The organism is Streptococcus infantis, assembly GCF_047460825.1.
GTDB lineage: Bacteria > Bacillota > Bacilli > Lactobacillales > Streptococcaceae > Streptococcus > Streptococcus infantis_V.
In genome coordinates, this window is the sequence record NZ_JASHFO010000002.1 from 63,239 (window position 1) to 84,803 (window position 21,565).

The window sequence follows — 21,565 nt, forward strand, 5'->3', positions numbered from 1 at the left end:
TGTTTCATTTGTCCGCAAGTTTACATAATCAGTTTGATAATCAAGAGCCATCCCAATTGAAATATGTTTTAAGTCGTCTATGGATAAGCCAGTTTCCTTACAACAAAATAAATAGCTTTCTACCGTAAAGATTTCTTCACTTGCTGTTTCTGTTTGATCTGCTTTTTTCTTGTATTCATCCCTTGGTTAAGCATGTTCATTAAGATAGTTGCTACTTCTTGAACTGGAAACTCCTCCATCTCCATAAAGAATTCTTTGAATGGTTTAATTCTTGGATTAGCAGATTTCGCAAATACCCAAAAAATTCTGTGAAAAAAAGTCATATCAAAATTGGTCAGGATAGATAGATCAATGTCACCAGTTTCGAGTTTTTCTTCCTCATTTAGGTGTTCAATCTTATCGAGAATTGACTGCGTACTCACCATTGAAAACAAGTCTTGAAAATAATCTTTACCAAACTGTTCTTTATAAGCAATCGGTGTATAGGCATTAGTAGCTAATTCATAGGTCTTTCCTGAAATTGTAATACTATCTCTCATCTGTAACTCCTTTATTCACGAGGTTCAAAGACTTCCTTGAACCAATTCTGACGAATCTCATCACTTGTTTCTTCTGTCGTTTTGCGACGAACCACCTTATCAAGTGGCCGAGGACTTGCAGTAAAGTTTAGCTCAACCTCATTAATATCTGAACCAGATTTTGTTTTTGATCCCATTGACGGACGTGATGCGTAACAGTAATACAAAACATGAAGTGTTTCTTTCTTATCTCCTTCAAAACGAAACATCAGAGCGAAATTCTTCTTTTCAGCATTTGCGATTTCAGAAATTGTTTTAGTTGTTGGATCTAATTTTTCTCCTAAGACACGAGTTAAAAATTCTTGGGTTAATAAGGCGAGCTTCAATGTTCCCTCATAACCATCATTTGATTCCGAAGTATAAAAGTTGATATTATCTGCCTTGTATGAACCTTTGTCACCAGTCGGTTCCAAGGTTAGTTCTGCTGCACCTCGTAATCGTTCAACCGTCCCATAAGTCAATGCGCCATTTGAAGCTTCAGTTGTAACTTCTGCCCAATGAACATCTTGTAATCCAAAGGTAACTTTATTTTTTTCAGTCATAACTATCCTCCGTTTAATGAAATGTAATATGTAATTTGATACAGTTTTTCAGTTGAGATATAAGTCTCTACTTTGTCAAAAAAAATTGAATGACTATCAAATAAGTCATCCATCTTAGTTTCGATTCCTAAGTCCTTCTTTAAGGTATATAGTTCCACTTGAAGATTAAGAGTCTTATGATAGCTCCAATTATCAGCTCCAGTATTTTCAGAGTCCTTAACAAGATATACAATAAATGGTGGAGCTGGACTTCTTCCTTCTTCAAAATGATGATAAGCTACTGGCAACTTTGATTTTATTAAAATGTTATAGAAATCTTTTAATGTCATGAAATCCTCACAATCTTTGTCTCAGCCTATCTTCAAGTGACTTAACGGCACTTTTTTCAATGATTTCAATATGTTTTTGCCCTTCTACTCGACCACCATTTTGTTTAGCGTGACCATTTTCTAGGAGATGAGTTAAGCCTGGTGTTCGGTTATGAATGGTTTTTGTTAAGCCTGTAGGACTGTCACTTGTTGACTTACTTTTCCAACCTCGTGCATACTTACCAGTTTTTCGTGGTGAAGAGATCTTTAAAGTATCTACAGCACTGTCTGTTACTTCTTCTACTACCTCTCGCATTGCAGATGTCGTCTCTTTAATGTAATCACCCAACTCTTGATCAATTACTTTTTCCAACTCATCCATTCCTATCCTGTTCATAGTCATTCTCCTTAGTTGCTACAATATAAATCAATTGCCTAGGAACGCTATCACCATCAATTGAATCTATCGTAAAGTAGGCGTCTCTGTATCTTATCCGAGCTTTTAATGAACTTAGATTTAGTACCGCTTTGTCGTACCTTAGTGTAAATTGGATTTTATTATAAAGGAGTTTAGACACACTCCCCTCATTTTCTGTTAAGGTCAATGGCCGACTAGAACACCATCTTTGGAAAATGGTGTTCCAAACTGAAGATTCATTTCCAATTTCATCAACCACAATTTTACGCACTTCAAATGTAAGACGATCACGTAATGGAGCAATTTTCATCAAAAGATATCCTTCCTATCAGCTAATAGTAGGTGATATAACATTTGTTTTAACTCTTTATAATTAGCAGTTTCACGGTGTTCATAAAGATAGGCAACCCCATACAGGATTGCCATTCTTAGAACCTCACTGTAAGTATTCTGTCTTAATGTTTCTTCACAGAGCTTTTTACTCGTATCAATCAATTGCATAATCAAGTCATCTTCATCTGTGTTTTCTACCTTAAGGTAAAGTTTTGCTTCTTCTAGACTTATCATGATTATTTTGCTTTCACAGTTAAAATTTTTACTGCTTCTGGTAATACTAATTTCCCATCAACACGTTGAGAAGCTAGAAAACCAATTTGACCATTATTAGCATAAAGTTCATTAAGACGTTTAAAAGTACGTCCTTGGCGATCTGCAATCCAGTAATAAGAGAAATCACCAAATGCAATAGCTTTATTCCCCTGTTCAGGTAGAGGCGCAAAGGTAGATGTATAGTATGGACGGTTAAGAATTAAATCTGGTTGTCCAGCTTGTGTAGACGGTTGCCAAATGTAATTTCCGTTATTGTCTTTCAGTTTACGGATTGCTTTTACAGTTGTATCATGAAGAATCCATACTGCATTTTTACGATACGGAGCAGGAAGAGAATGATACAATTCAATCATGTCATCAAACGTAATGTCTTTAGTCGTCGTTGTAGGACCAGTAACATTTGCTTGCGTAAAGATTCCTGTTGGTTTCTTTGAGCCATCTCCAATAAGGAATGATTTCTCTTCTTCTGTACCAATACGTCGTGCAAACTCACTAGTCATATAGGATTCTAAATCAAATACTGAGTCATTTAACAATTCTTCTGAGATTCGAATAGCTGTTCCAATCTTATGTGAATCAAGTGTTACTTGACCAAATGTCTCATCAGTTTCAGGATAAAGTCCATTTTCATCCATCCATGACGCAGTTCCATGCCCTGTAACAACTGGAATCTTCCGCTCTCCACTTGATGTTTTAATGACGGTTGCTAGACTTCGGAAGAAATTCTCTTCTTGAAGACCTTGAACTAGTTTTTTCTCATACTCATCAGGTACTAAATGCCCACCCTCTGTATCTTCTCCAACACGAAGAACATCCTTAACATCAAAGAAGTTACGCTTACGGACATTCGTCCAAAAGGTTTTGGAATAGACATCAGACTTAGTTCCCTTCTTCTCATCTTCTACCTCACTATCTTTTAAGACCGTGGTAGGCTGTCTTGTCAAAGCCTGAGAAGTTGGTTGAGCAAGTTCTAGATCAATCTTTTCTTGTCGTTCTAAGCGAGCGATTTCTTGATTATAGCGATTGATTTTACTTTCCATTTCATCATAGCGTTGAGAATCTTCTTCTGAGACTAAACCATCTTCAGTTCGCACTGAGTCTAGGAAAGTTTTTGCTTGTTCCCAAGCTTGATTTCGTTTTTCTTTTAATTCAAGTAATTTAGACATAGGTTAGTTTTCCTTTCATTATTTCAATAAATCTAATCGTTTTCTTAACTGATTGAGAGGAGTCGTTGATAAAGGTTTGTAGCTATCTATTTTGGCTTGAAGTTTAACAACAAGGTTATGATCTGCAGTGGCTCTACTAAATGAATAACTGCTAAGTTCTAGCTCTTCTTTATGTTCATCTTTACCGAATAAAATCTTGTCCGCAAAGCCAAGTTCAACTGCTTTTCTCGCATTAAACCATGATTCAGAATCCATTAAATGTGAGATTTTTGCCCTAGATAATCGTGTTCTTAACTCATAGGCATTCATAATAGACTCTTTGATTTCCCCCAACATTTCAATGACCTTTTCCATATCCTTAGCTTCACCTTGTGCAATTGTCCATGGATTGTGAATCATCATCATTGCAACAGGACTCATGGATACTGTTGTTCCAGCCATGGCAATCACACTGGCAGCACTAGCGGCAAGACCATCAATTATGACATGCACATTTCCCTTGTAATCCATCAGCATGTTATAGATTTGTGCTGCAGCAAAAACATCACCCCCTGGACTATTAATCCAGAGGGTGATATCACCTTTTCCTGCATTTAAATCATTTTTAAAGAGTTGTGGAGTAACTTCATCTCCAAACCATGTTTCATCAGCAATCTGTCCTTCAATACGAAGAGTGCGAATATTCCCTTCGTCTGAAAAACTCCAAAATTTACGCATCTTCTTCCTCCTTTGGTTTTTCTTGAGGTTGTTCAATTACCTGTTTTGTCATAAAACCACCAGCATCTTTTAATTTAGTCATATTTCCGTTAATCAAATAAAGGTTTCCTCCTTCTTCATCTGTTAAAAGATTTAAATCTTCAAGTTCTCGAATATCATTTGTAGATAGCCAGCCATTCTGTCTTGCAATAGCATACCCACTCATACGACTTTGATAATCTCCACGTAATAAACCATCTACATTGAACTTAACAAAATACTTCTTCTTTTCTTCGGGTAAAAAAAGAGACCTCTTGAAGGCCTGTTCTAAACGAACTACCCAAGGGTCTAATGTGTATTTAACAAACTCTAGTGATTGTTGCTCGATATTTGAAAATGAAGATTTTTCTAAATCACCAATCATATGTGGTGGTATCCTATACAAACGTGCAATCTCATTGATTTGAAACTTCCGAGTCTGTAAGAATTGCGCTTCTTCTGGTGGAATACCTATTTGAGTGTACTTCATCCCTTCTTCTAGAACTGCAACTTTATGCGCATTTGTGACACCGTTATAAACCGCATTCCAAGAATCACGTACTCTTTTTGGATCTTTCAAAATCCCTGGATGTTCCAATACACCACCAGGATTTGCACCATTTTTAAAGAATGATGCTCCGTAATTCTCTGTAGCTAAAGTCATCCCAATTGCGTTCTTTGCTAATGCGATGGGAGAATAACCAATCAATCCATCAAAACCAAGACCTGGAATGTGAAGGACATCTTCTTGTTTTAAAATAACACTGCCTTTATCCTTGAAGTTTGGATTTTCTTCGGTCTGACGTTGATATTTGTAGTAAAGTTTCCCATTTTCATCACGGTGTACTGACATTTTATCTGGTAATAAGGGATACAAACTGATAACCTGACCGCTCTTATCCCTTATGATTTGAATATAGGCATTTCCCCATATCAAAAGATGAGTCATCAAAGTTTCACGAAAGACAAAAGAAGACATCTCTGGATTTGGTTCATCATGAAGTAAGAAATATAGAGGGTGTTCAAATTTTTTCTCCCTCCCATTAGATGTTCTTTCATAAATGTGAATGGGTAGAGAGGCGACAGCTTCAGCTAATATTCTCACACAAGCATAAACAGCTGTAGTCTGCATGGCCTTAAACTCATCCACATTCTCCCCACTGCTAGTTCGTCCAAAGAGATAGGAAAAGTCCTGTCCCTCATAGCTATTATGCGGTTTATCTCGTGATCTTTTTCTTCCAATAAATTCTAAAAATCCCATCTAATCCTCCATTTTTGAGTACAATAAAAGCACCTCTTTTGTGAGATGCTCTACGAATTAAAATTGAATTTACTTATTGAATAACTTAGCCCAATTCTGCTTGGAATTTAAAATTCTGGAGACATAAACCTCATATTTGTCGATATAATAAAAAGCTAAGTAATTTTCAATTGGCATATATCGATAACGTTTTCCGTCATCAGTTAATTCACCGTAACCTCGGCTCGACACCAAAGGGCATGCTTCTGGAAAGGTTTCTAAAGTTTCTAGCGCCGTTAGAATAAGGTCTAATTTACTATCGGCAGATTGTTGGCTGTAAAAATTCAGTACAATATAATCATGTATTTCTCTCAAGTCTTTCTTAGCTTGATCCGTAAGAGAAACATGGTAACGTTTATGATTACTCAAGTCCAAATTCCTTTCTTACATCTGCTAAAGACGTTAGTTTACCTTGCTCAATTTCTTGATGGCCCAACAAGATTTCCTTTTTCAAGTCTTCAAAAGCAACCTGATATTGAGTCTCTTGTGAATCACTAAATACGAACTCTTTGGGATCAACCGCACCTGTCGCAATTTTACGAAGTGCAGCATTAAAAATATCTGACAGGGTTAACTTTTCATCAGCTAAGATTTCTTTTGTTTGTTGGTAAAAAGTCGAATCCGCTCTAAAATTAACAGGTTGAGTACTTGCCATGATTAATACCTCTATGTAAAGATGATTTGTAAATACATTGTAGCATCTTTATATTTAAAATTCAACTAAAAGCTCAATATTCCTCGCTCGTCATAAATACTACTATCATTATTTTGGTGTCGAATACATCTATCAATCCCCATTATAAGAGCAACAATTCCATCAATTTTTTCAACTGATTTCTCCTTATCTGGCTTGATATTTCCTGCTGGGTCTTGGCGCATGACTACGTTTTGCGACATCCATTTTAGAACTGGTTGTCCTCCGTGTTGGACACGACCTTCCATCATGAGTTTGAATAATTCCTTGGACGGTGGACTCATATCCTTATACCCTTGACCAAAAGGAATCATCGTCAGTCCCATATCTTCTAGATTCTGCACCATTTGTGTTGCATTCCATCTGTCATAGGCGATTTCTTTTATATTGTATAGCTTTGATAATTCCTCAATGAACTTCTCGATAAAGCCATAATGAACAACATTACCCTCTGTCGTCTTTAGATATCCTTGCCGTTCCCATACATCATACAAAACATGATCCCTACGACAACGAAGTTCAAGAGTATCTTTTGGTAACCAGAAATAGGGTAGAATGATGTAATTTTCTAGTTCATTCCTAGGTGGAAAAACTAAAACAAAGGCTGTGATATCAGAGGTACTAGACAAGTCTAGTCCTGCATAACATTCACGACCTTTCAAACATTCAAAATTGATAGGTGCATCCCCTTTATTGTATACATGTTCTGGAATCCAAGCAACCGTAGAATTTGTCCACATATTTAGCCGTAGTTGCTTGAATACATTTTCTTCAGCAGGATTATCAAGTGCTTGTTTATAAGCTTCTCTGACACGCTCTAAGCCAATAGTATGACCTAATGACGGATTTGCTTTTAACCAGTTACTTTCGTCATTCCAGTCCTCTTCATCAGATAAACCATAAACGACAGGATAAAAAGATGTATCTTTCTTTCTGTCGTTTAAAATATCAAGTGCTTTTGTATGTAACTCGTAACAAATTGAATTCTTATCTGTTCCTGCAGTAGTAATGATAAAAAATAAGGGTTGTTCTCGTGCATCCCCTGAACCTTTAGTTAAGACATCATAGAGGTGTCGATTGGGTTGCGCATGAATTTCGTCAAACACGAGTCCTGAAACATTGAGACCATGTTTTGTACCAGTCTCAGCGGATAAAACTTGATAGAAACCTGCATTAGAGTAGTTAACAATTCGTTTCGTAGCACCCATTATTTTTGAACGTTTCTCTAAAGGTCGACTCATTAGTACCATTTGTTTTGCTACATCGAATACAATAGAAGCTTGATTTCGGTCACATGCAGCACCATAAACTTCTGCACTGGCTTCATTATCTGCATAAAGTAGATAAAGAGCAATTGCTGCTGCTAGTTCACTCTTCCCATTCTTTTTTGGAATTTCAATATAGGCAGTTAGAAATTGACGATTCCCATCTTCTTTAACAATCCCAAATATATCTCGTACTATCTGTTCCTGCCAAGGTAAAAGTATAAACTTCTGACCTGCCCATTTTCCTTTAGTATGACAAAGGTTTTGAATAAAAGTCACTGCTCTATCAGCCTTACTTTTATCATAATGTGATGTAGCTAGCATAAAAGGAGTTGGTTCATAATGAAAAGTCATAGTAAACCTCCCAACAAATCTTCCATTTCGTCACCGTTACCAACCTCTGAATCCATAGTAGCTAAACGATTCCTAGCGGATGGGGTTAGACCAAATTGTTCACAAAACTTCAGCATGATTTTTAAATTAGTTTGACTAATTGAAACTTGTGGAACTTGCTGTAAATACCCATTTGGTGTCTTCAAGATAGAACCATGTTTTGATAAAAACTCCTCTGCTTCTTTCCAACGTGCGTAAGCTTGACAATAACCTGCAAATGCGGTCATATCCATTTCCGTCAGTAATCCCATTTGTTCCAATATTTTTCCCATCCGCTTCCATTCCCTCTTAGCATCTTCTTCAAGCCACTGGGGGCAACGTGGAGCCTTCTTTTGAGGTTTTACTTCATTCGTTGGGAGAGGCCGTTTACCAGGATTACCTTCTAGAACTTTTAAATTTGTAGGTTTCGGTTTACGTCCTCTAATTGCCACTAATTCACCTCCTAAAATAAAAAGAACTCACATCGAGTTCCAAATTATAATTTATTGTATGTATCCACTATTTCTTGATAGATAATTTTATCAAAATCATCCATTCGGTCAGTGATTTTACCATATTCATAATGAAAAACTATTTCTTTATTTCGTTTAATTTTTAGGATTGCTATCCAAGCGCCATCAATATGTCGGTCATAGGTACTAAATTCCCTAAGAAACTCAATATGATAGGGCCGACCATTGAATTCTCTAGTAATCATTTCCCACATAACTATCCCAATTTTATTATTTTATCAATTCCGTAAAGTACATTTAAATTTTGTCCATTATCCCAACTTACTAAAATTGAACCAATATCATCAACTCCAATTACCGTACCGAGAGTGCCTATAGGTGGTGCAAATGGATCCTCCATTTCGAGTAATTTAACTCGAGTTCCATTTGGATACAATGATTTCAAAGTCTTGACTTTTAAGTTATCCATAATACAACCTCTTCTCTTTTGTTTAGTACATATTAACTCTAAAATTCATTTTTATCCAGTTATTTCTGATGATATTTTTGAAGATAATATGGCACAACCAATAGCATACACAACAGGTACTGTGACTCCGTTTCCTGCTTGTTTATAAAGTTGTGCATCTGAATTTACAGCTTTTGCCTTTTCAAATAAGTCATCACTGAAACCTTGAAGTCTAAAACACTCTTTTGGAGTAAGTTTTCTAATTTTGACAACACGACCCTTCCAAACTACGGCACCCATCTGGCAGCTACATGAAAGGTTGTGAGCTATTCCTCTCCCTACTCTTGCCCTTCTCGTTAATGAACTTGGATAAGAAAGGTCAACAGAATCACCAATCTCCGCCAATTGGTAACCTTGCTTTGTTCCGTTCCTAACCTTGATACCTTGTGACGAAATTGGTTGAACCTCAAGCACTCCAGAGTTCATTGCTGTTCGCTTTGTCGCACCAGCAGTATAACGAGCAGTTATACATCTTGCTTCTTCAGTTAACTTTGGTTCAGTTAGTGATTGGTCAATCAGATAAAGACCTGTCTTAGCTCCTACTCCCCCACCCTCTCCAACAAGTGTTGTTGCAATACCACTGGGGTCATAGACACGGTAGCTTTGCATACCGCCTATAAGTTGCTTAAGATGGCTACTGCTTTCTCTGCTGAGAGGTAGTACTTTTCGTCGACCTTTTCTTCTAAGATGTCCAATAGTATAGATGCGTTCTCTATTTTGTGGTACTCCGTAATCTTTTGAGTTGAACACTTGCCATTCAAGGTCGTACCCTGATTCATCCAAGATAGAGAGATAGTCGAGATAATCTCTTCCCCCACCACTTGATAAAAGTCCTTTAACATTTTCAAGGAGAACCCATTCGGGTTTATCTTCTTCTTTTTGGCTTTTGATGAGTTCAACAAATGTAAAAAAGAGTCCACTTCGCTCACCGTATAGGCCGGCTCGTTTCCCTGCGATAGACACATTTTGACAAGGGCTTCCCGCACACCAGAGATCTGCTTTTGGTAATCGTGTTGGATCGATTGTTGTGATATCGTCATGAAACCATTCTCCTTTCGTATCATACATTGCTTCATAAGATTTGCGTGCAAACTTATCTTTTTCGCAAAATCCTATACACTTCATTCCTGCTAATTCTAGCCCATGTCGAAAGCCACCAACTCCGGAAAAGAAATCTAGAAACGTTAATGTCATACTTGTTCCTCCAACTCCTTTAACACTTGGTTATAAGTTAAAACCTCATGATTACGTTGTACGGTTACTTCAGTATCGCCTGTAACTTCTATATAGCGTTTAACAATGACATCCACAAACTTTTCATCTAGCTCGATTCCATAACAAACACGTCCAGTCTGATCTGCAGCTATTAAAGTAGAACCAGAACCTAAAAATGGATCTAAAACTATTGTTCCACGCATAGAAGAGTTTTGAATAGGGTAAGCCATAAGTTGAATTGGTTTCATGGTTGGGTGGTCTTTACTAGACTTAGGACGGTCATATTCCCAAATGGTAGTTTGCTTCCGATCACTAAACCATTGATGCTTTCCTTTTTTCTTCCACCCATATAAACAAGGTTCATGTTGCCATTGATATGGGCTACGACCTAATACAAGTGAGTTCTTTTTCCAGATACAACACCCACTCAAATAGAAACCAGCATCTTTAAAAGCTTTACGGAAGTTGAGTCCTTCCGTATCTGCATGAAAAACATAGATAGACGCATCATCTTCCATGTGATTTTCTACTTGAGTAAACATAGAAAGGAGAAACTGATAGAAGTCTCTGTCAGACATATTATCATTTAGGATTTTCCCAGCCGTCTCTTCAACGTCAACGTTATAAGGCGGATCTGTTACAACTAAATTAGCTTTCTTATCACCAAGTAATTGGTCGTAGGTTTCTGATTTGGTAGAATCACCACAAATGACTCGGTGCTTTCCGAGTTGCCAAATGTCCCCATGTCTTGATACCGTTGGTTTCTTCAATTCTTCTTCCACATCAAACTCATCTTCAGACAACTCCTTGTCATGGACATTAGAGAGGATATTATCAATCTCTGGCGGTTCAAAACCAGTCAGGTCTAGATTAAAATCAGACTCCTGTAAATCCAAAAGTAAGTCCGCTAAGAGAGCGTCATCCCATTGACCTGTAATCTTATTGAGAGCAATGTTCAATGCTTTCTCATCTTCTTTAGAAAGCTTTACAATTACACACTTAGCAGTTTCATAGTCAAGGTCTTTAAGAACTGTCAAGCGTTGATGACCACCAATTACAGTTAAATCTTCATTGACAATAATAGGGTCAACATATCCAAACTTTAGAAGCGACTGTTTAATTTTTTCATATTCCTTATCCCCTTTTTTCAGTTTCTTTCGAGGATTATAAGCTGCAGGCTTTAATTCTTTCAGAGGAAGTTCTTTTATTTCCATTGTTGGTTGGTTCGTCATTTTAGACTCCTTTGTAAAATCTTATCTGTATGTAGCAGGCATGGCTACAATACTTTCTATTGGGATTGGCATAAGATAAAAATGACCTACCACAACACTGGCAAGTCATTTCTTCATATGCAGTTTGTTCCTTATCATGCTCCTCTTGATGATTTTTCCACCAATTTATTCTGCACCTATCTGAGCAAAATTTCTTCGGTCGTCCAGTTTTATTAGGAACCATAGGTTGAAAACATTGAGGACAGTTTGTACCATCTTGAACTCGTTTCTCAACCATCAAATACGGTAATGTTCCTTGTCCCTTTAACTCAGGATTTCTTTTACAATACTTTTTAACAGAGTCCTTAGATAGACCAATTACTTTAGCAACTTCACCGTATCCTAAGCCATTTTTTCTAAGTAACCAAATTTGTTCTCGTTGAAAGTTATTCATACCTGTTCCTCACTTTTATACTAAAAAATAAGGTTATTTTCGTACCTAAATTTAAACAAATTTACGAAAATAACACTCACTTAATTCTATATTCTTACTGGATTCTTTACTATTTTGAATTGATTTTTATATCCCACCCTATCAATTTTGCGAAATTTTACGTTTAAGGGGGCTTCGGTCTTTTACGGACAAGGGTTTAGAGATTTTATCCCCCCTACCCCAGAGAGAAAAAAAATAAATACTTTTAGAACGAATCTACAATATTAAAACCGATAGGTATATTCCACATATCTATCAGTCGTCTTGGTCTTTCTATCATGACAAGATTTACAGAGAGCTTGCCAGTTAGATTGATTCCAAAAGAGTTCTTGGTCACCTCGGTGGGGAGTGATATGATCAACCACTGTTGCCTTGGTCAGTCGACCTTCTCTTTGACAGTAAACACAGAGAGGATTGAGCTTTAAGTAACGAATCCTCGCCTTATTCCACCGTGAATTGTAACCTTTAGCTTTAGTTGTCCTGGCGTCAAGTGAGTGGTTAGTCTTGTGGTCATCGCAGTACTTATTTCCATAGGTCACAAGGTTTGGACAACCATTCTGCTTGCAGGGAGTTCTTGGTCTACGTGGCATCTTACTGCTCCCAAGGAAGAGTTGGTTTCGTAAAATGTCCGAAACATGTAGATTGAGTGTAGTCTACGTTTAGAAGACCCAACTCCTTGATAATCCCTTTCGGTGTTAAATCGTACCGTTCTTTAATCATTCCTACCAATTGTTTGCTCGTATAGTTACTTGTTCCAAATGTTTCTACATGAATAGAAACCGGTTCTGCAACCCCTATAGCGTATGCTAATTGAACTTCGCATCGTTTAGCATATCCTTCACGAACGATGTCTTTTGCAATCTTACGTGCCATATAAGCTCCTGAGCGATCCACTTTACTTGGATCCTTTCCTGAAAATGCACCACCACCATGATGGGCAAATCCACCATAAGTATCAGCGATAATTTTTCTTCCAGTAACTCCAGCATCTGCATAAGAACCACCAAGAACGAAACGACCAGTAGGATTCACTAAAACATTAAAATCAAGGTTTTGTCTATACCGTTTAGCAACTTTCATCATAGATTCTTTAACAATAGCTCTTAAATTCTCAATTGTTATTTTATCGCTATGCTGAATTGATACTAAAAATGTTGTAATTCTTTTATTGTCATAATCATAAGAAACCTGTGACTTAGCATCTTTCCCTAAGAGCGGATGCTGAAGTTCCATAAGATTCTCAAGAACACGAGTTGCTAAAACGTAGGGAAGCGGCAAGTATTCATCAGTTTCGTCAGTTGCATAGCCATACATCATTCCTTGATCTCCAGCACCACCTGTATCAACACCTTGAGAAATATCATCACTTTGTAATCCGATAAGATTTGTCACAATGATATTTTTCATTCCTAGTGGTTTAACGACATTTCGAACAACAGTTTTTAAATCAAATAAGGCTGTTGTTTTCATTTCACCAGCAACCACTATATGATTATCTTTGATAAGAGTTTCTACTGCAACCCTGCTATTCTTATCTTGTTCTAAACATACTGTTAGAACTGCATCTGAAATCTGGTCACAAATTTTATCTGGATGGCCATTAGATACTTGCTCACTCGTAATAATCATTATTTCCTCCACGCAAAAAGCCTTCCCATTTGGGTAAGGCTCTGTTTTTTTATTTTGCTTTTCTACCTGCTTCATAGGCTTGTTCAAGCATTTCTTTCAATGCCCAAACGCTGATGTCATAAAAGTCAAGGCTGTCGCTATTTCTCGTTTCTAGCGTTTCAGCGCCAATTCTATTTTTTGCGATTTTTGTTAAAATATCCTCTTTCTTCATGGTTTTATCCTCTTTCTTTTTTGTTGTAACCATATTACCTCTAAGAGCGCGATATATCCAGTCATTTGTGCATTATTTTAAAGATATTTTTAAACTTTTAAAGCTTTCAAAACCGCTTCTAGAATAGCTTCCTGTTCATCAGATTCTGGGTAGATATCCCATCCTCTGTCATAAGAAATGATAGTCTTTTCAGCAACCTCAACCTCTAATTTGAATACACATCCTAAATCAATACCTACATCTGATGGTTGGTCACTGACTTTTGCTATGTAATCAACTATTTGTTCGTGATAATGAATCTGACCTCTAGTCCACATGGTTATTCTCCTCTTGTTTTTCTAGGTGTATATTACCGTAGAACCATAATTTTATCCAGTGAAATTAGCAGATTTTTTTATCTTTTTTGACATCTTAAGTATATCACAGTTATTTTTAAAAAGCAGTACCATCTTAGTAACAACTTAGTAACAGGGTAGTACCACCTTAGTAACACCCTAGTATCATTATCCATTTATACTCAAGGTTTTACCTGCAAAACGGTAATATTCTTTTACTTGTTTTAAGGCTTTTTGTCTATATCGACTAACTGTCATTCTAGAAACATTATGCTTTGGTAGTAACTCATCCCATGTTAATCCAGCTAAAACTAAATCAACTACTACATCCCTCATAATTTCATCAACAGAAGAAACAGCAAGTTCAAAGAAATCGAGATCAGTTTTTAAATGACAATACTTTTCAAACAGTGACTCCTGATATTCTCTTTCCTCTGCTAAGAACTTATCATGAAAAGATAGAGCCATATTTTCTGTTCTAACATTAGTTTTACTCGTTTTAACACGTTCTTCATTTGTCTGTCTAGTAGCAAGAGAATAGAGAAAAGCATCTTCTGAAATGGGTTTATAGTTTTCAATCAAATTCTTCGCAATCGTTAAATCTCTTTTTGCATCTTGATAGTGTTGAAAATAGTAGTCTACTTTATCCATATCAACCTCCTACTTGTGCTTTTACTGCTTCAATCAAACGTGATTGTTGTGCGTCCTTGGCAGTTAAAGCTTTTAGAATATCATCATCAATTGTACCTTCCGTTACAATGTGCTGAATAATCACTGTGTTTGCTTGTTGACCTTGTCTCCAAAGTCGAGCATTGGTTTGTTGGTAAAGTTCAAGAGACCAAGTTAACCCAAACCACACTAAGTGATGACCTCCCTTTTGTAAATTTAGACCATGTCCTGCACTAGCTGGGTGTAGCAAACCCACAGAGATATTCCCTTTATTCCATTCATGAATATCAGTTTCACTTTTAAGAACTGTACTTTGAATCCTAAGTTTGTTCAATCGTTCTTGAATACGAAGTAAATCATGCTTGAACCAATAAGCGACCAGAACTGGTTCTCCATTTGCAGCTTCAATAATATCTTCCAGTGCATCAAGTTTTTGATCATGTAACTTGATAATTCTATGATCATCAGAATAAACTGCACCATTTGCCATTTGAACCAGTTTATTGGATAAACTAGCAGCATTTGCTGCTGTTACTTCAATTTCGTTAGAATCAGAAATAACAGATTCCTTTTTAAACTCTTTATATCTTTTTGCTTCTGCGTTTGTGAGATGGACTGATTTTTTCGTTGAGATTAATGTCGGCATTTGTAGGTAATCCATTGCTTTCATAGAAATTGTGATGTCATCAATCTTGTCAAAGATTTGACACTCTGCATAGTCCATTGGAATATATTCATAGACGACGTTTCCATTTCTACGTCCCTCTCTAAAATAACGACTTCTGTATTCTCCGATAAAACGTCCCAAACGAACACCGCCATCAATGACCTTGAACTCCGCAAACAAATCCATCAATCCGTTGGAACTCGGTGTACCTGTTAAACCTACCACTCGTTTCATGTAGGGGCGCATGGCCATAAAAGCTTTAAAACGTTTTGATTGCCATGATTTGAATGAACTTAATTCATCAATGACAATCATATCCCACTTGAAATGCGGATGACACTCTTCAACTAACCAAGTGATATTTTCACGATTTACAATGTAGATATCCGCATCTTTTTGGAGTGCTTCTTGTCGTTGTTTAGGAGTACCCACAATTTTTGAATATCTCAAATGAGACAGTTCTTGCCACTGCTCTATTTCGTCACTCCATACTGTATTTGCGACTCTAAGCGGAGCAATTACCAAAACCTTTGAGACCTCATAACGGTCAAACATTAGTTCGTTAATGGCTGACAGGGTTGTAGCTGTTTTTCCCATCCCCATGTCTAAAATGACTGCTACATGAGGATTTCTTATGATGAAGTCTTTGGTGACTTCTTGATAGTCATGCAGTTTCAATTTCATCCAATATTTCCTCAATATCTTTCTTATTATCTAAAACATAGACTCGAAATCCTAAATGTTCAAATAACTTATGCCGTGACACCTGCAAAGCTCTAGGATGTTGATTAGGTGCTTTTACTTCCACCAAACCAAACTTGCCATTGGGTAAGAATACCAGTCGATCAGGTACTCCTGAAAAGGAAGGTGATACCCACTTTGGACAGATACCACCACGCTTTAAAACCTCGCTTGCTAACTTTTGTTCGATCACTTTTTCTCTCATACTTGTCCTCTCATCAGATTTAAATGGTGGAGGTCTAATGAGGTCATATCCTAAACTTTCCCTATATACTTTTTCTTAGTTATATTTCCTATAGAGATAGTTTTAGAAAAGACCATCATTGACTTACACTAAACAAAAAAATGGAAGTCGTGGAACTTAATCCATAAACTTTTTAACCATACTTCACAAATTACTTTTCACTGAATACTTCAACGACTTACACTCCAAAAATACTTGATTTAAAATCTAGTGGAGATACACCCTCACTTGTGTAAGTCATTAGTTTAGAAAATCATCGTCATCAGCTTTTAATGATAACCCCATAATAAAATTCCCTTTATTAGTTCGTTTTCGTTCATAACCAGCTTGATTAAGTGCAGCATAGAAATCAGTTGTACTTCGTGTGTATTCTAAATTTTGAAGGCAATATGCACGATACTTACTGTACAATTCTCCTGATTTCTCACTTAATTTTTCACCCACGACACAACTTTCATTGATGAAATGCCCCAACCAGTCATTAGCTTCACGGTAGGATTTGACAGAATTTATTACTGCTTTTGGAACTGTTGTTTTAAAATTTGCTTTGATGGCTTTCTCCGCTCCTTCAATAATCCACGATAAAATTGCTGGCCCAGCGTTATCGTACAGATAATCCGCAAAATTCTTAATATCTGAACGACCAGTAATTTTGGCATTAAATGGTATAACAACCAAACGTCGCCAAGTTCCTTCATCGTTTGCTCCAACTTTTGGTAAATGATTCGTATAAAGTACCAGCGTATGAGATGGAACAAAATGAAATGGATCCTTATACTTCTTTTCTGCTTGAATTTCGTCAGTTGAGGTAATCTGCTTCACAACTGCTGTATTCAATCTCATTCCTTCTGCCATTTCAGAAGCAATAACAAGACGTTTCCCTTTTAACTCAGCAAGTTCTGGACTTACATTTCGTTTATTATTCATGGTTAAAGCATCTGCAGATAATTTGCCAGAATAGCTTCCAAGTACTCTAGCTATTGTATTCCAAAAGGTTGATTTCCCATTGGCTCCTCCGCCATAAGCGATAATCATATGTTCTTGATAGACTTTTCCGATTGCTGTCATACCGATGATTTCCTGTACATAATCAATCAACTCCTGGTCATTACAGAAAAAAGTAGCTAAAGTTTCCTTCCATAATCCCAAGCCTTCATCACCTGGAGAAACCGTGGTTATCTTAGTGATGTAGTCTTTTGGGTCATGTTCATGGTAATCCCTAAGTCCATTTCTTAAGTTGTAGGTAGCGTTAGGAGTATTGAGCAACATATCGTCCTTATCAAGTTCTGATAAATCAATGGCTAGCATTGGTTTTGCAGTATTATGAGTCGCAGTAATATAGCGATAATCTCTTCGCTTCATAACAAACTGATAATAAGCTTTTGAGGAAAGATAAATAGAATGAAGTTTTTGTTGAATCGGTGTTTCAATCACTTTAGCAAGAGCTTTACCACCTTCACGAACTACTGATTCATCAATTCCGGAGTTGACTAACTCTATAACGGACTTTTCGTATTGTTCAAGAGCATCTGCTAGTTGAAAGTCCATAAACTCAAGAACCTTTCCTATGGCCAATTGTTTATCTTCTTTCCAATACTGACCATTAAAAATTAAATAGTCTGTCGCATTTGTATAAGCTAAAACATCGCCATACTCTCTAGCTAATACTCCGGCTTCTCCGATATCAGAAAAATCATCCGGTTTTAAAGAAGGCCGATTAAAGGTATCTGGCGAAACATAATCATCTGAATCTTTAATAGTCTTATTGTAAAATCGAACCGCGCTTCCCCAGATTATGTCTAGTTCAGATTTCTCTAATGGCGGTTCACATCTAGATGCCTGCTCATCAAAACCACTTCTTGCTTCTTGTGTAACTCCTAATCTTTTAAGAATTTTAGCCGCAAAAACTGACATGGTTGAATTTCGACTTCCCTCAGCGATAGGTCCTTTAGGTGGTCTATAAAAGTCAGCATCAAAATCTTCTTCTAGCTCTATAGAATTAAGTTGAAGTAAACCTTCGTCGATAGTCATCCAGGAATCATTCCATATGACTTTTGCATTTGGATTGCCAAAGAAAAACCTTGCTGCATCTTTTGCATTATCATCAAAAAATTGATACCTATTCGTGAGCTCTTCTTTCATAGCAACATAAGTTTCTCTATTGTTCGTTTCTTTAATTGGGAAATAAATATGAAATTTTGGACGTGCTATCATGGCACCCTTAGACAACATATGATTTCGGCTAGTAACTAGAGCAAAGTCATAATCAATAAAGATTTCTTTAAGGTTCTCTTCTGTAACCCACTCGTTAGGGTTATCAGTCTTGTCATTATCAATATCCATGACAATAACATCTGATTTTATAAAATTTGAGTTTGAGCGAGTATGATTGGTAAACTCTGCACCTACATGATCGTATTGAACTGTATTCAATAATGATTTGTCATCTGTTATTCTGACTTCATTGGGATATACAGTACTTGTTTGGATACCTGTCTTTCCAGAATGACATAACGAAAATTGCATCCGCAACTCCTCCTTAATCTGCTAATAAATTGAGAGTCTATTTCTCTTTCTACTTTTATAGGTAAAAATTGCCTGCTATTTTCCGGTTCAGTAGAAATTTATTTCAAAAAAAAATTACTCTTCCTTTATATGTCAAAGGGAGAGTTTTCTTTGTTTTAAATTTTTTATTAATTTTTGAAAAAACCGGAATTCAATCATCTCATTTTACCTATACAGGTGTAAGAATTAGAAATCGAATAGAAAAATATTTTTGAAATCCGGAAATTCTAAAGTGATTCTTACCTATAAAGATAGGAGGATGTGAAATGACAAAAGAACAATTGATTGAACACGATGAACAATTAGTAGATACACTAACTGCCATCAGTGTTATCTCAAAACAACTAGCTAAAAAAATTAAAGAGGACGAACAATATGAGCAAAATGAAACAACTGAATGACTTATTAAATGAGATGAAGGAATCAACAAAGTGCCAGTTAAAAATGATAGAGGAGTTTCAAGAACTACTGACTGAGGAAAACACTTCTTTAAATCACGAAAAAGTTATGGAAGAACCAAGACATGTTACTCTTGAAGAACTTCGAGGTGTGCTTGCTACAAAAGCTAGTGAAGGATTTAAAGATGAGATTCGAGCTTTGCTAAAAGCTTATGGTGCTGATTCACTTTCAAAATTAGATCCTAAAAACTACTCAGCTTTAATGGAAGAGGCTGGAGGTATTGGTATTGACTAATCATGCTGTATTATCCGCTTCTGCTTCTCATCGTTGGCTAAATTGTCCACCATCAGTAAGATTAACCGAAAAACTAGAAGATAAGGTATCAACGTATGCTTTGGAAGGAACGGATGCCCATGAGTTGTGTGCCTATTTAGTTGAGAGTGCACTTGGACGTAAGGCGCGTGATCCTACTGAAAACTTAACTTTCTATAATGAGGAAATGCAACATTGCGCAGAAGAATATCGGAACTATGTAGTTGAACAGATAGAAATTGCAAAAACATATTCTAGAGATCCAACCGTTCTTGTTGAACAGCGACTAGATTTCTCAAAATGGGTTCCAGAAGGTTTTGGTACAGGAGACTGTATTATTGTAGCTGATGGTTTACTCCAAATCATCGATTATAAACACGGTCTCGGTGTGCTGGTTGATGCTGATCATAACCCCCAAATGATGTGCTATGCTTTAGGTGCTTTAGAAATGTTTGAAGACTTATACAGTTTTGATAAAGTGACAATGACTATTTTCCAACCACGAAAGAATAATGTCTCAACATTTGAAATGGACAAAGAAAAACTACTACACTGGGCTGAAACTGAACTAACTCCTAAAGCTGAACTAGCTTTCAGAGGTGAAGGAGAAATGAAATCAGGAAAACACTGCCAGTTCTGCAAAATAAAAAGCATCTGCCGCAAACGTGCAGAAGATAATCTAGAACTTGCCAAGATGGAATTTGCTGATCCTGCTACTCTCAGTAATAAAGATATATCGGAGATTTTACCAAAAATTGAACTATTGATAACATGGGCTAACGATGTTAGAAATCATGCTTTAAATCTAGCTACAAATGGCCATACAATCCCAGGTTACAAGCTAATTGAAGGACGTTCTATTCGAAAATTCTCAGATGAAAATAAAGTAATTCAAACAGTAACTGCTGCAGGATTTGACCCCTATGAAAAGAAATTACTGAACATTACTGGGATGACTAAATTGCTTGGAAAGCAAGCCTTTAATGAGCTTCTTGGTAATCTAATTATTAAACCAAATGGAAAACCTACACTCGTTCCAATTGATGATAATCGTCAAGAAATGAACCTAGCAAAAACAGATTTTATAGAGGACTAAACTTATGACAACAAAAGTAATTACAGGAAAAGATACACGTTTTAGTTATTTAAACGCTAATGAACCAAAAGCTATTAATGGTGGTAAACCAAAGTATAGCGTGTCACTCATCATTTCAAAAGATGATGTTCAAACTATTGATAAAATTAAAGCAGCAATTGAGCAAGCCTATAAAGAAGGTGAATCTAAACTAAAAGGGAACGGAAAATCTGTTCCATCCCTAGAAGTTTTGAAAACTCCACTTCGTGATGGCGACTTGGAACGTCCTGATGATGAAGCTTATCGCAATGCTTACTTCGTAAATGCGAACTCTCCACATAAACCTGGTATTGTTGATGCTAACCGTCAAGAAATCATTGATACTTCAGAGTTATACTCCGGTATCTATGGACGTGCCAGCATCTCCTTCTACGCTTTCAATTCAAACGGAAATAAGGGAATTGCTTGCGGTCTTAATAACCTGCAAAAATTGCGAGATGGTGAGCCTCTGGGAGGTCGTACAAGTGCTGAAGATGACTTCGCTACAGACGATGATGATTTCTTAAACTAAGAAAGGAGATATGAAAGATGATTTTTTCAATTTTTATGACTATCTTAATGTCAGTTTGGCTATTCACTGGACTATATGCTGCATTTATGACAATTCGAGATGATATCCGATCAGAAAAAGAGAGAAAACAAAAAATGGTGAATACAAATGACAATAATTGAATTTCTATGGACTGTTGCATCTTGTCTCACAATCGCTTTACTCAGCCATCTTTTATATGTTAGTATTCGCAATGACATCAGATATGAGAGAGAACGATT

Annotated in this window: 30 protein-coding genes; 4 read left to right on the forward strand and 26 right to left on the reverse strand. The window is 36.6% G+C overall.

Annotated elements, in window-relative coordinates:
- Positions 1 to 119: 119 nt before the first annotated feature.
- The 26 genes from QM911_RS01270 to QM911_RS01395 form a co-directional block, all read right to left on the reverse strand.
- On the reverse strand, positions 120 to 539 hold the full coding sequence (locus QM911_RS01270; protein WP_006153800.1) for a hypothetical protein: 420 nt from the start codon (positions 537 to 539) through the stop codon (positions 120 to 122).
- A gap of 11 nt (positions 540 to 550) precedes the next feature.
- Positions 551 to 1,120, reverse strand: coding sequence for a major tail protein (locus QM911_RS01275; protein ID WP_045616007.1), 570 nt, complete (start codon positions 1,118 to 1,120; stop codon positions 551 to 553).
- 2 nt (positions 1,121 to 1,122) lie between these two features.
- Positions 1,123 to 1,449, reverse strand: coding sequence for a hypothetical protein (locus QM911_RS01280; RefSeq protein ID WP_045616006.1), 327 nt, complete (start codon positions 1,447 to 1,449; stop codon positions 1,123 to 1,125).
- Between the two features lie 7 nt (positions 1,450 to 1,456).
- The gene (locus QM911_RS01285) at positions 1,457 to 1,825 is read right to left on the reverse strand and encodes an HK97 gp10 family phage protein (protein ID WP_414312863.1); all 369 of its coding nucleotides are present in this window, start codon (positions 1,823 to 1,825) and stop codon (positions 1,457 to 1,459) included.
- A complete protein-coding gene (locus QM911_RS01290; RefSeq protein ID WP_075230071.1) occupies positions 1,803 to 2,156 on the reverse strand; it encodes a head-tail adaptor protein in 354 nt (117 codons plus the stop codon). Before QM911_RS01290 ends, QM911_RS01285 begins: the two co-directional genes overlap by 23 nt.
- Positions 2,156 to 2,413, reverse strand: a complete 258-nt coding sequence (locus QM911_RS01295) for a head-tail connector protein (protein ID WP_142557304.1) — start codon at positions 2,411 to 2,413, stop codon at positions 2,156 to 2,158. The genes QM911_RS01290 and QM911_RS01295 overlap by 1 nt, the downstream gene beginning before the upstream one ends.
- 2 nt (positions 2,414 to 2,415) lie before the next feature.
- A complete protein-coding gene (locus QM911_RS01300) occupies positions 2,416 to 3,621 on the reverse strand; it encodes a phage major capsid protein (RefSeq protein WP_045616002.1) in 1,206 nt (401 codons plus the stop codon).
- A gap of 18 nt (positions 3,622 to 3,639) precedes the next feature.
- Positions 3,640 to 4,338, reverse strand: a complete 699-nt coding sequence (locus QM911_RS01305; RefSeq protein WP_195916269.1) for a head maturation protease, ClpP-related — start codon at positions 4,336 to 4,338, stop codon at positions 3,640 to 3,642.
- Positions 4,331 to 5,617, reverse strand: a complete 1,287-nt coding sequence (locus QM911_RS01310) for a phage portal protein (protein WP_195916268.1) — start codon at positions 5,615 to 5,617, stop codon at positions 4,331 to 4,333. Before QM911_RS01310 ends, QM911_RS01305 begins: the two co-directional genes overlap by 8 nt.
- 69 nt (positions 5,618 to 5,686) lie before the next feature.
- Positions 5,687 to 6,025, reverse strand: coding sequence for a type II toxin-antitoxin system RelE/ParE family toxin (locus QM911_RS01315; protein WP_006153450.1), 339 nt, complete (start codon positions 6,023 to 6,025; stop codon positions 5,687 to 5,689).
- Positions 6,018 to 6,311 (reverse strand): antitoxin, encoded by a 294-nt coding sequence (locus QM911_RS01320; RefSeq protein ID WP_045615998.1) that lies wholly within the window; start codon positions 6,309 to 6,311, stop codon positions 6,018 to 6,020. The genes QM911_RS01315 and QM911_RS01320 overlap by 8 nt, the downstream gene beginning before the upstream one ends.
- Positions 6,312 to 6,376: 65 nt before the next feature.
- The gene (locus QM911_RS01325; protein ID WP_414307747.1) at positions 6,377 to 7,969 is read right to left on the reverse strand and encodes a terminase large subunit; all 1,593 of its coding nucleotides are present in this window, start codon (positions 7,967 to 7,969) and stop codon (positions 6,377 to 6,379) included.
- Complete coding sequence (locus QM911_RS01330) at positions 7,966 to 8,439, reverse strand: phage terminase small subunit P27 family (RefSeq protein WP_001007670.1); 474 nt, start codon at positions 8,437 to 8,439, stop codon at positions 7,966 to 7,968. The genes QM911_RS01325 and QM911_RS01330 overlap by 4 nt, the downstream gene beginning before the upstream one ends.
- Positions 8,440 to 8,483: 44 nt before the next feature.
- Positions 8,484 to 8,705 carry a hypothetical protein gene (locus tag QM911_RS01335; RefSeq protein ID WP_414312864.1) on the reverse strand — a complete coding sequence of 74 codons (222 nt, stop codon included), beginning with the start codon at positions 8,703 to 8,705 and terminating at the stop codon, positions 8,484 to 8,486.
- Positions 8,706 to 8,716: 11 nt separating this feature from the next.
- The gene (locus QM911_RS01340) at positions 8,717 to 8,929 is read right to left on the reverse strand and encodes a DUF4314 domain-containing protein (RefSeq protein ID WP_414307748.1); all 213 of its coding nucleotides are present in this window, start codon (positions 8,927 to 8,929) and stop codon (positions 8,717 to 8,719) included.
- 51 nt (positions 8,930 to 8,980) lie between these two features.
- On the reverse strand, positions 8,981 to 10,162 hold the full coding sequence (locus QM911_RS01345; RefSeq protein WP_414312865.1) for a DNA cytosine methyltransferase: 1,182 nt from the start codon (positions 10,160 to 10,162) through the stop codon (positions 8,981 to 8,983).
- Positions 10,159 to 11,415: a site-specific DNA-methyltransferase gene (locus QM911_RS01350; RefSeq protein ID WP_247931846.1), complete on the reverse strand. Its 1,257-nt coding sequence runs from the start codon at positions 11,413 to 11,415 to the stop codon at positions 10,159 to 10,161. The genes QM911_RS01345 and QM911_RS01350 overlap by 4 nt, the downstream gene beginning before the upstream one ends.
- A gap of 1 nt (position 11,416) precedes the next feature.
- Positions 11,417 to 11,848 (reverse strand): hypothetical protein, encoded by a 432-nt coding sequence (locus QM911_RS01355; RefSeq protein WP_061421036.1) that lies wholly within the window; start codon positions 11,846 to 11,848, stop codon positions 11,417 to 11,419.
- A 263-nt stretch (positions 11,849 to 12,111) separates the two neighbouring features.
- On the reverse strand, positions 12,112 to 12,477 hold the full coding sequence (locus tag QM911_RS01360; protein WP_414312866.1) for an HNH endonuclease: 366 nt from the start codon (positions 12,475 to 12,477) through the stop codon (positions 12,112 to 12,114).
- 1 nt (position 12,478) lies between these two features.
- Positions 12,479 to 13,516 (reverse strand): methionine adenosyltransferase, encoded by a 1,038-nt coding sequence (gene metK / locus QM911_RS01365; protein ID WP_414312867.1) that lies wholly within the window; start codon positions 13,514 to 13,516, stop codon positions 12,479 to 12,481.
- 49 nt (positions 13,517 to 13,565) lie between these two features.
- Positions 13,566 to 13,760: a DUF6900 domain-containing protein gene (locus QM911_RS01370; RefSeq protein ID WP_049520278.1), complete on the reverse strand. Its 195-nt coding sequence runs from the start codon at positions 13,758 to 13,760 to the stop codon at positions 13,566 to 13,568.
- A gap of 56 nt (positions 13,761 to 13,816) precedes the next feature.
- A complete protein-coding gene (locus tag QM911_RS01375) occupies positions 13,817 to 14,044 on the reverse strand; it encodes a hypothetical protein (RefSeq protein ID WP_414312868.1) in 228 nt (75 codons plus the stop codon).
- 186 nt (positions 14,045 to 14,230) lie between these two features.
- On the reverse strand, positions 14,231 to 14,713 hold the full coding sequence (locus QM911_RS01380) for a hypothetical protein (RefSeq protein WP_045615983.1): 483 nt from the start codon (positions 14,711 to 14,713) through the stop codon (positions 14,231 to 14,233).
- A gap of 1 nt (position 14,714) precedes the next feature.
- Entirely contained in the window at positions 14,715 to 16,082 is a 1,368-nt protein-coding gene (locus QM911_RS01385) for an SNF2-related protein (protein ID WP_414312869.1), read from the reverse strand.
- Positions 16,063 to 16,344 (reverse strand): VRR-NUC domain-containing protein, encoded by a 282-nt coding sequence (locus QM911_RS01390; RefSeq protein WP_001208474.1) that lies wholly within the window; start codon positions 16,342 to 16,344, stop codon positions 16,063 to 16,065. The genes QM911_RS01385 and QM911_RS01390 overlap by 20 nt, the downstream gene beginning before the upstream one ends.
- A gap of 279 nt (positions 16,345 to 16,623) precedes the next feature.
- Positions 16,624 to 18,909: a phage/plasmid primase, P4 family gene (locus tag QM911_RS01395; protein WP_414312870.1), complete on the reverse strand. Its 2,286-nt coding sequence runs from the start codon at positions 18,907 to 18,909 to the stop codon at positions 16,624 to 16,626.
- A 305-nt stretch (positions 18,910 to 19,214) separates the two neighbouring features.
- On the opposite strand from QM911_RS01395, the gene QM911_RS01400 reads away from it, so the two are divergent.
- From QM911_RS01400 to QM911_RS01415, 4 genes are read left to right on the forward strand one after another with little or no spacing between them, the layout of a single operon-like run.
- Complete coding sequence (locus QM911_RS01400) at positions 19,215 to 19,349, forward strand: hypothetical protein (RefSeq protein ID WP_257994450.1); 135 nt, start codon at positions 19,215 to 19,217, stop codon at positions 19,347 to 19,349.
- Entirely contained in the window at positions 19,324 to 19,641 is a 318-nt protein-coding gene (locus QM911_RS01405) for a hypothetical protein (RefSeq protein WP_414312871.1), read from the forward strand. Before QM911_RS01400 ends, QM911_RS01405 begins: the two co-directional genes overlap by 26 nt.
- Complete coding sequence (locus QM911_RS01410; RefSeq protein WP_414312872.1) at positions 19,634 to 20,755, forward strand: DUF2800 domain-containing protein; 1,122 nt, start codon at positions 19,634 to 19,636, stop codon at positions 20,753 to 20,755. Before QM911_RS01405 ends, QM911_RS01410 begins: the two co-directional genes overlap by 8 nt.
- A 4-nt stretch (positions 20,756 to 20,759) precedes the next feature.
- Positions 20,760 to 21,305, forward strand: a complete 546-nt coding sequence (locus tag QM911_RS01415; protein ID WP_000208941.1) for a DUF2815 family protein — start codon at positions 20,760 to 20,762, stop codon at positions 21,303 to 21,305.
- Positions 21,306 to 21,565: the final 260 nt, after the last annotated feature.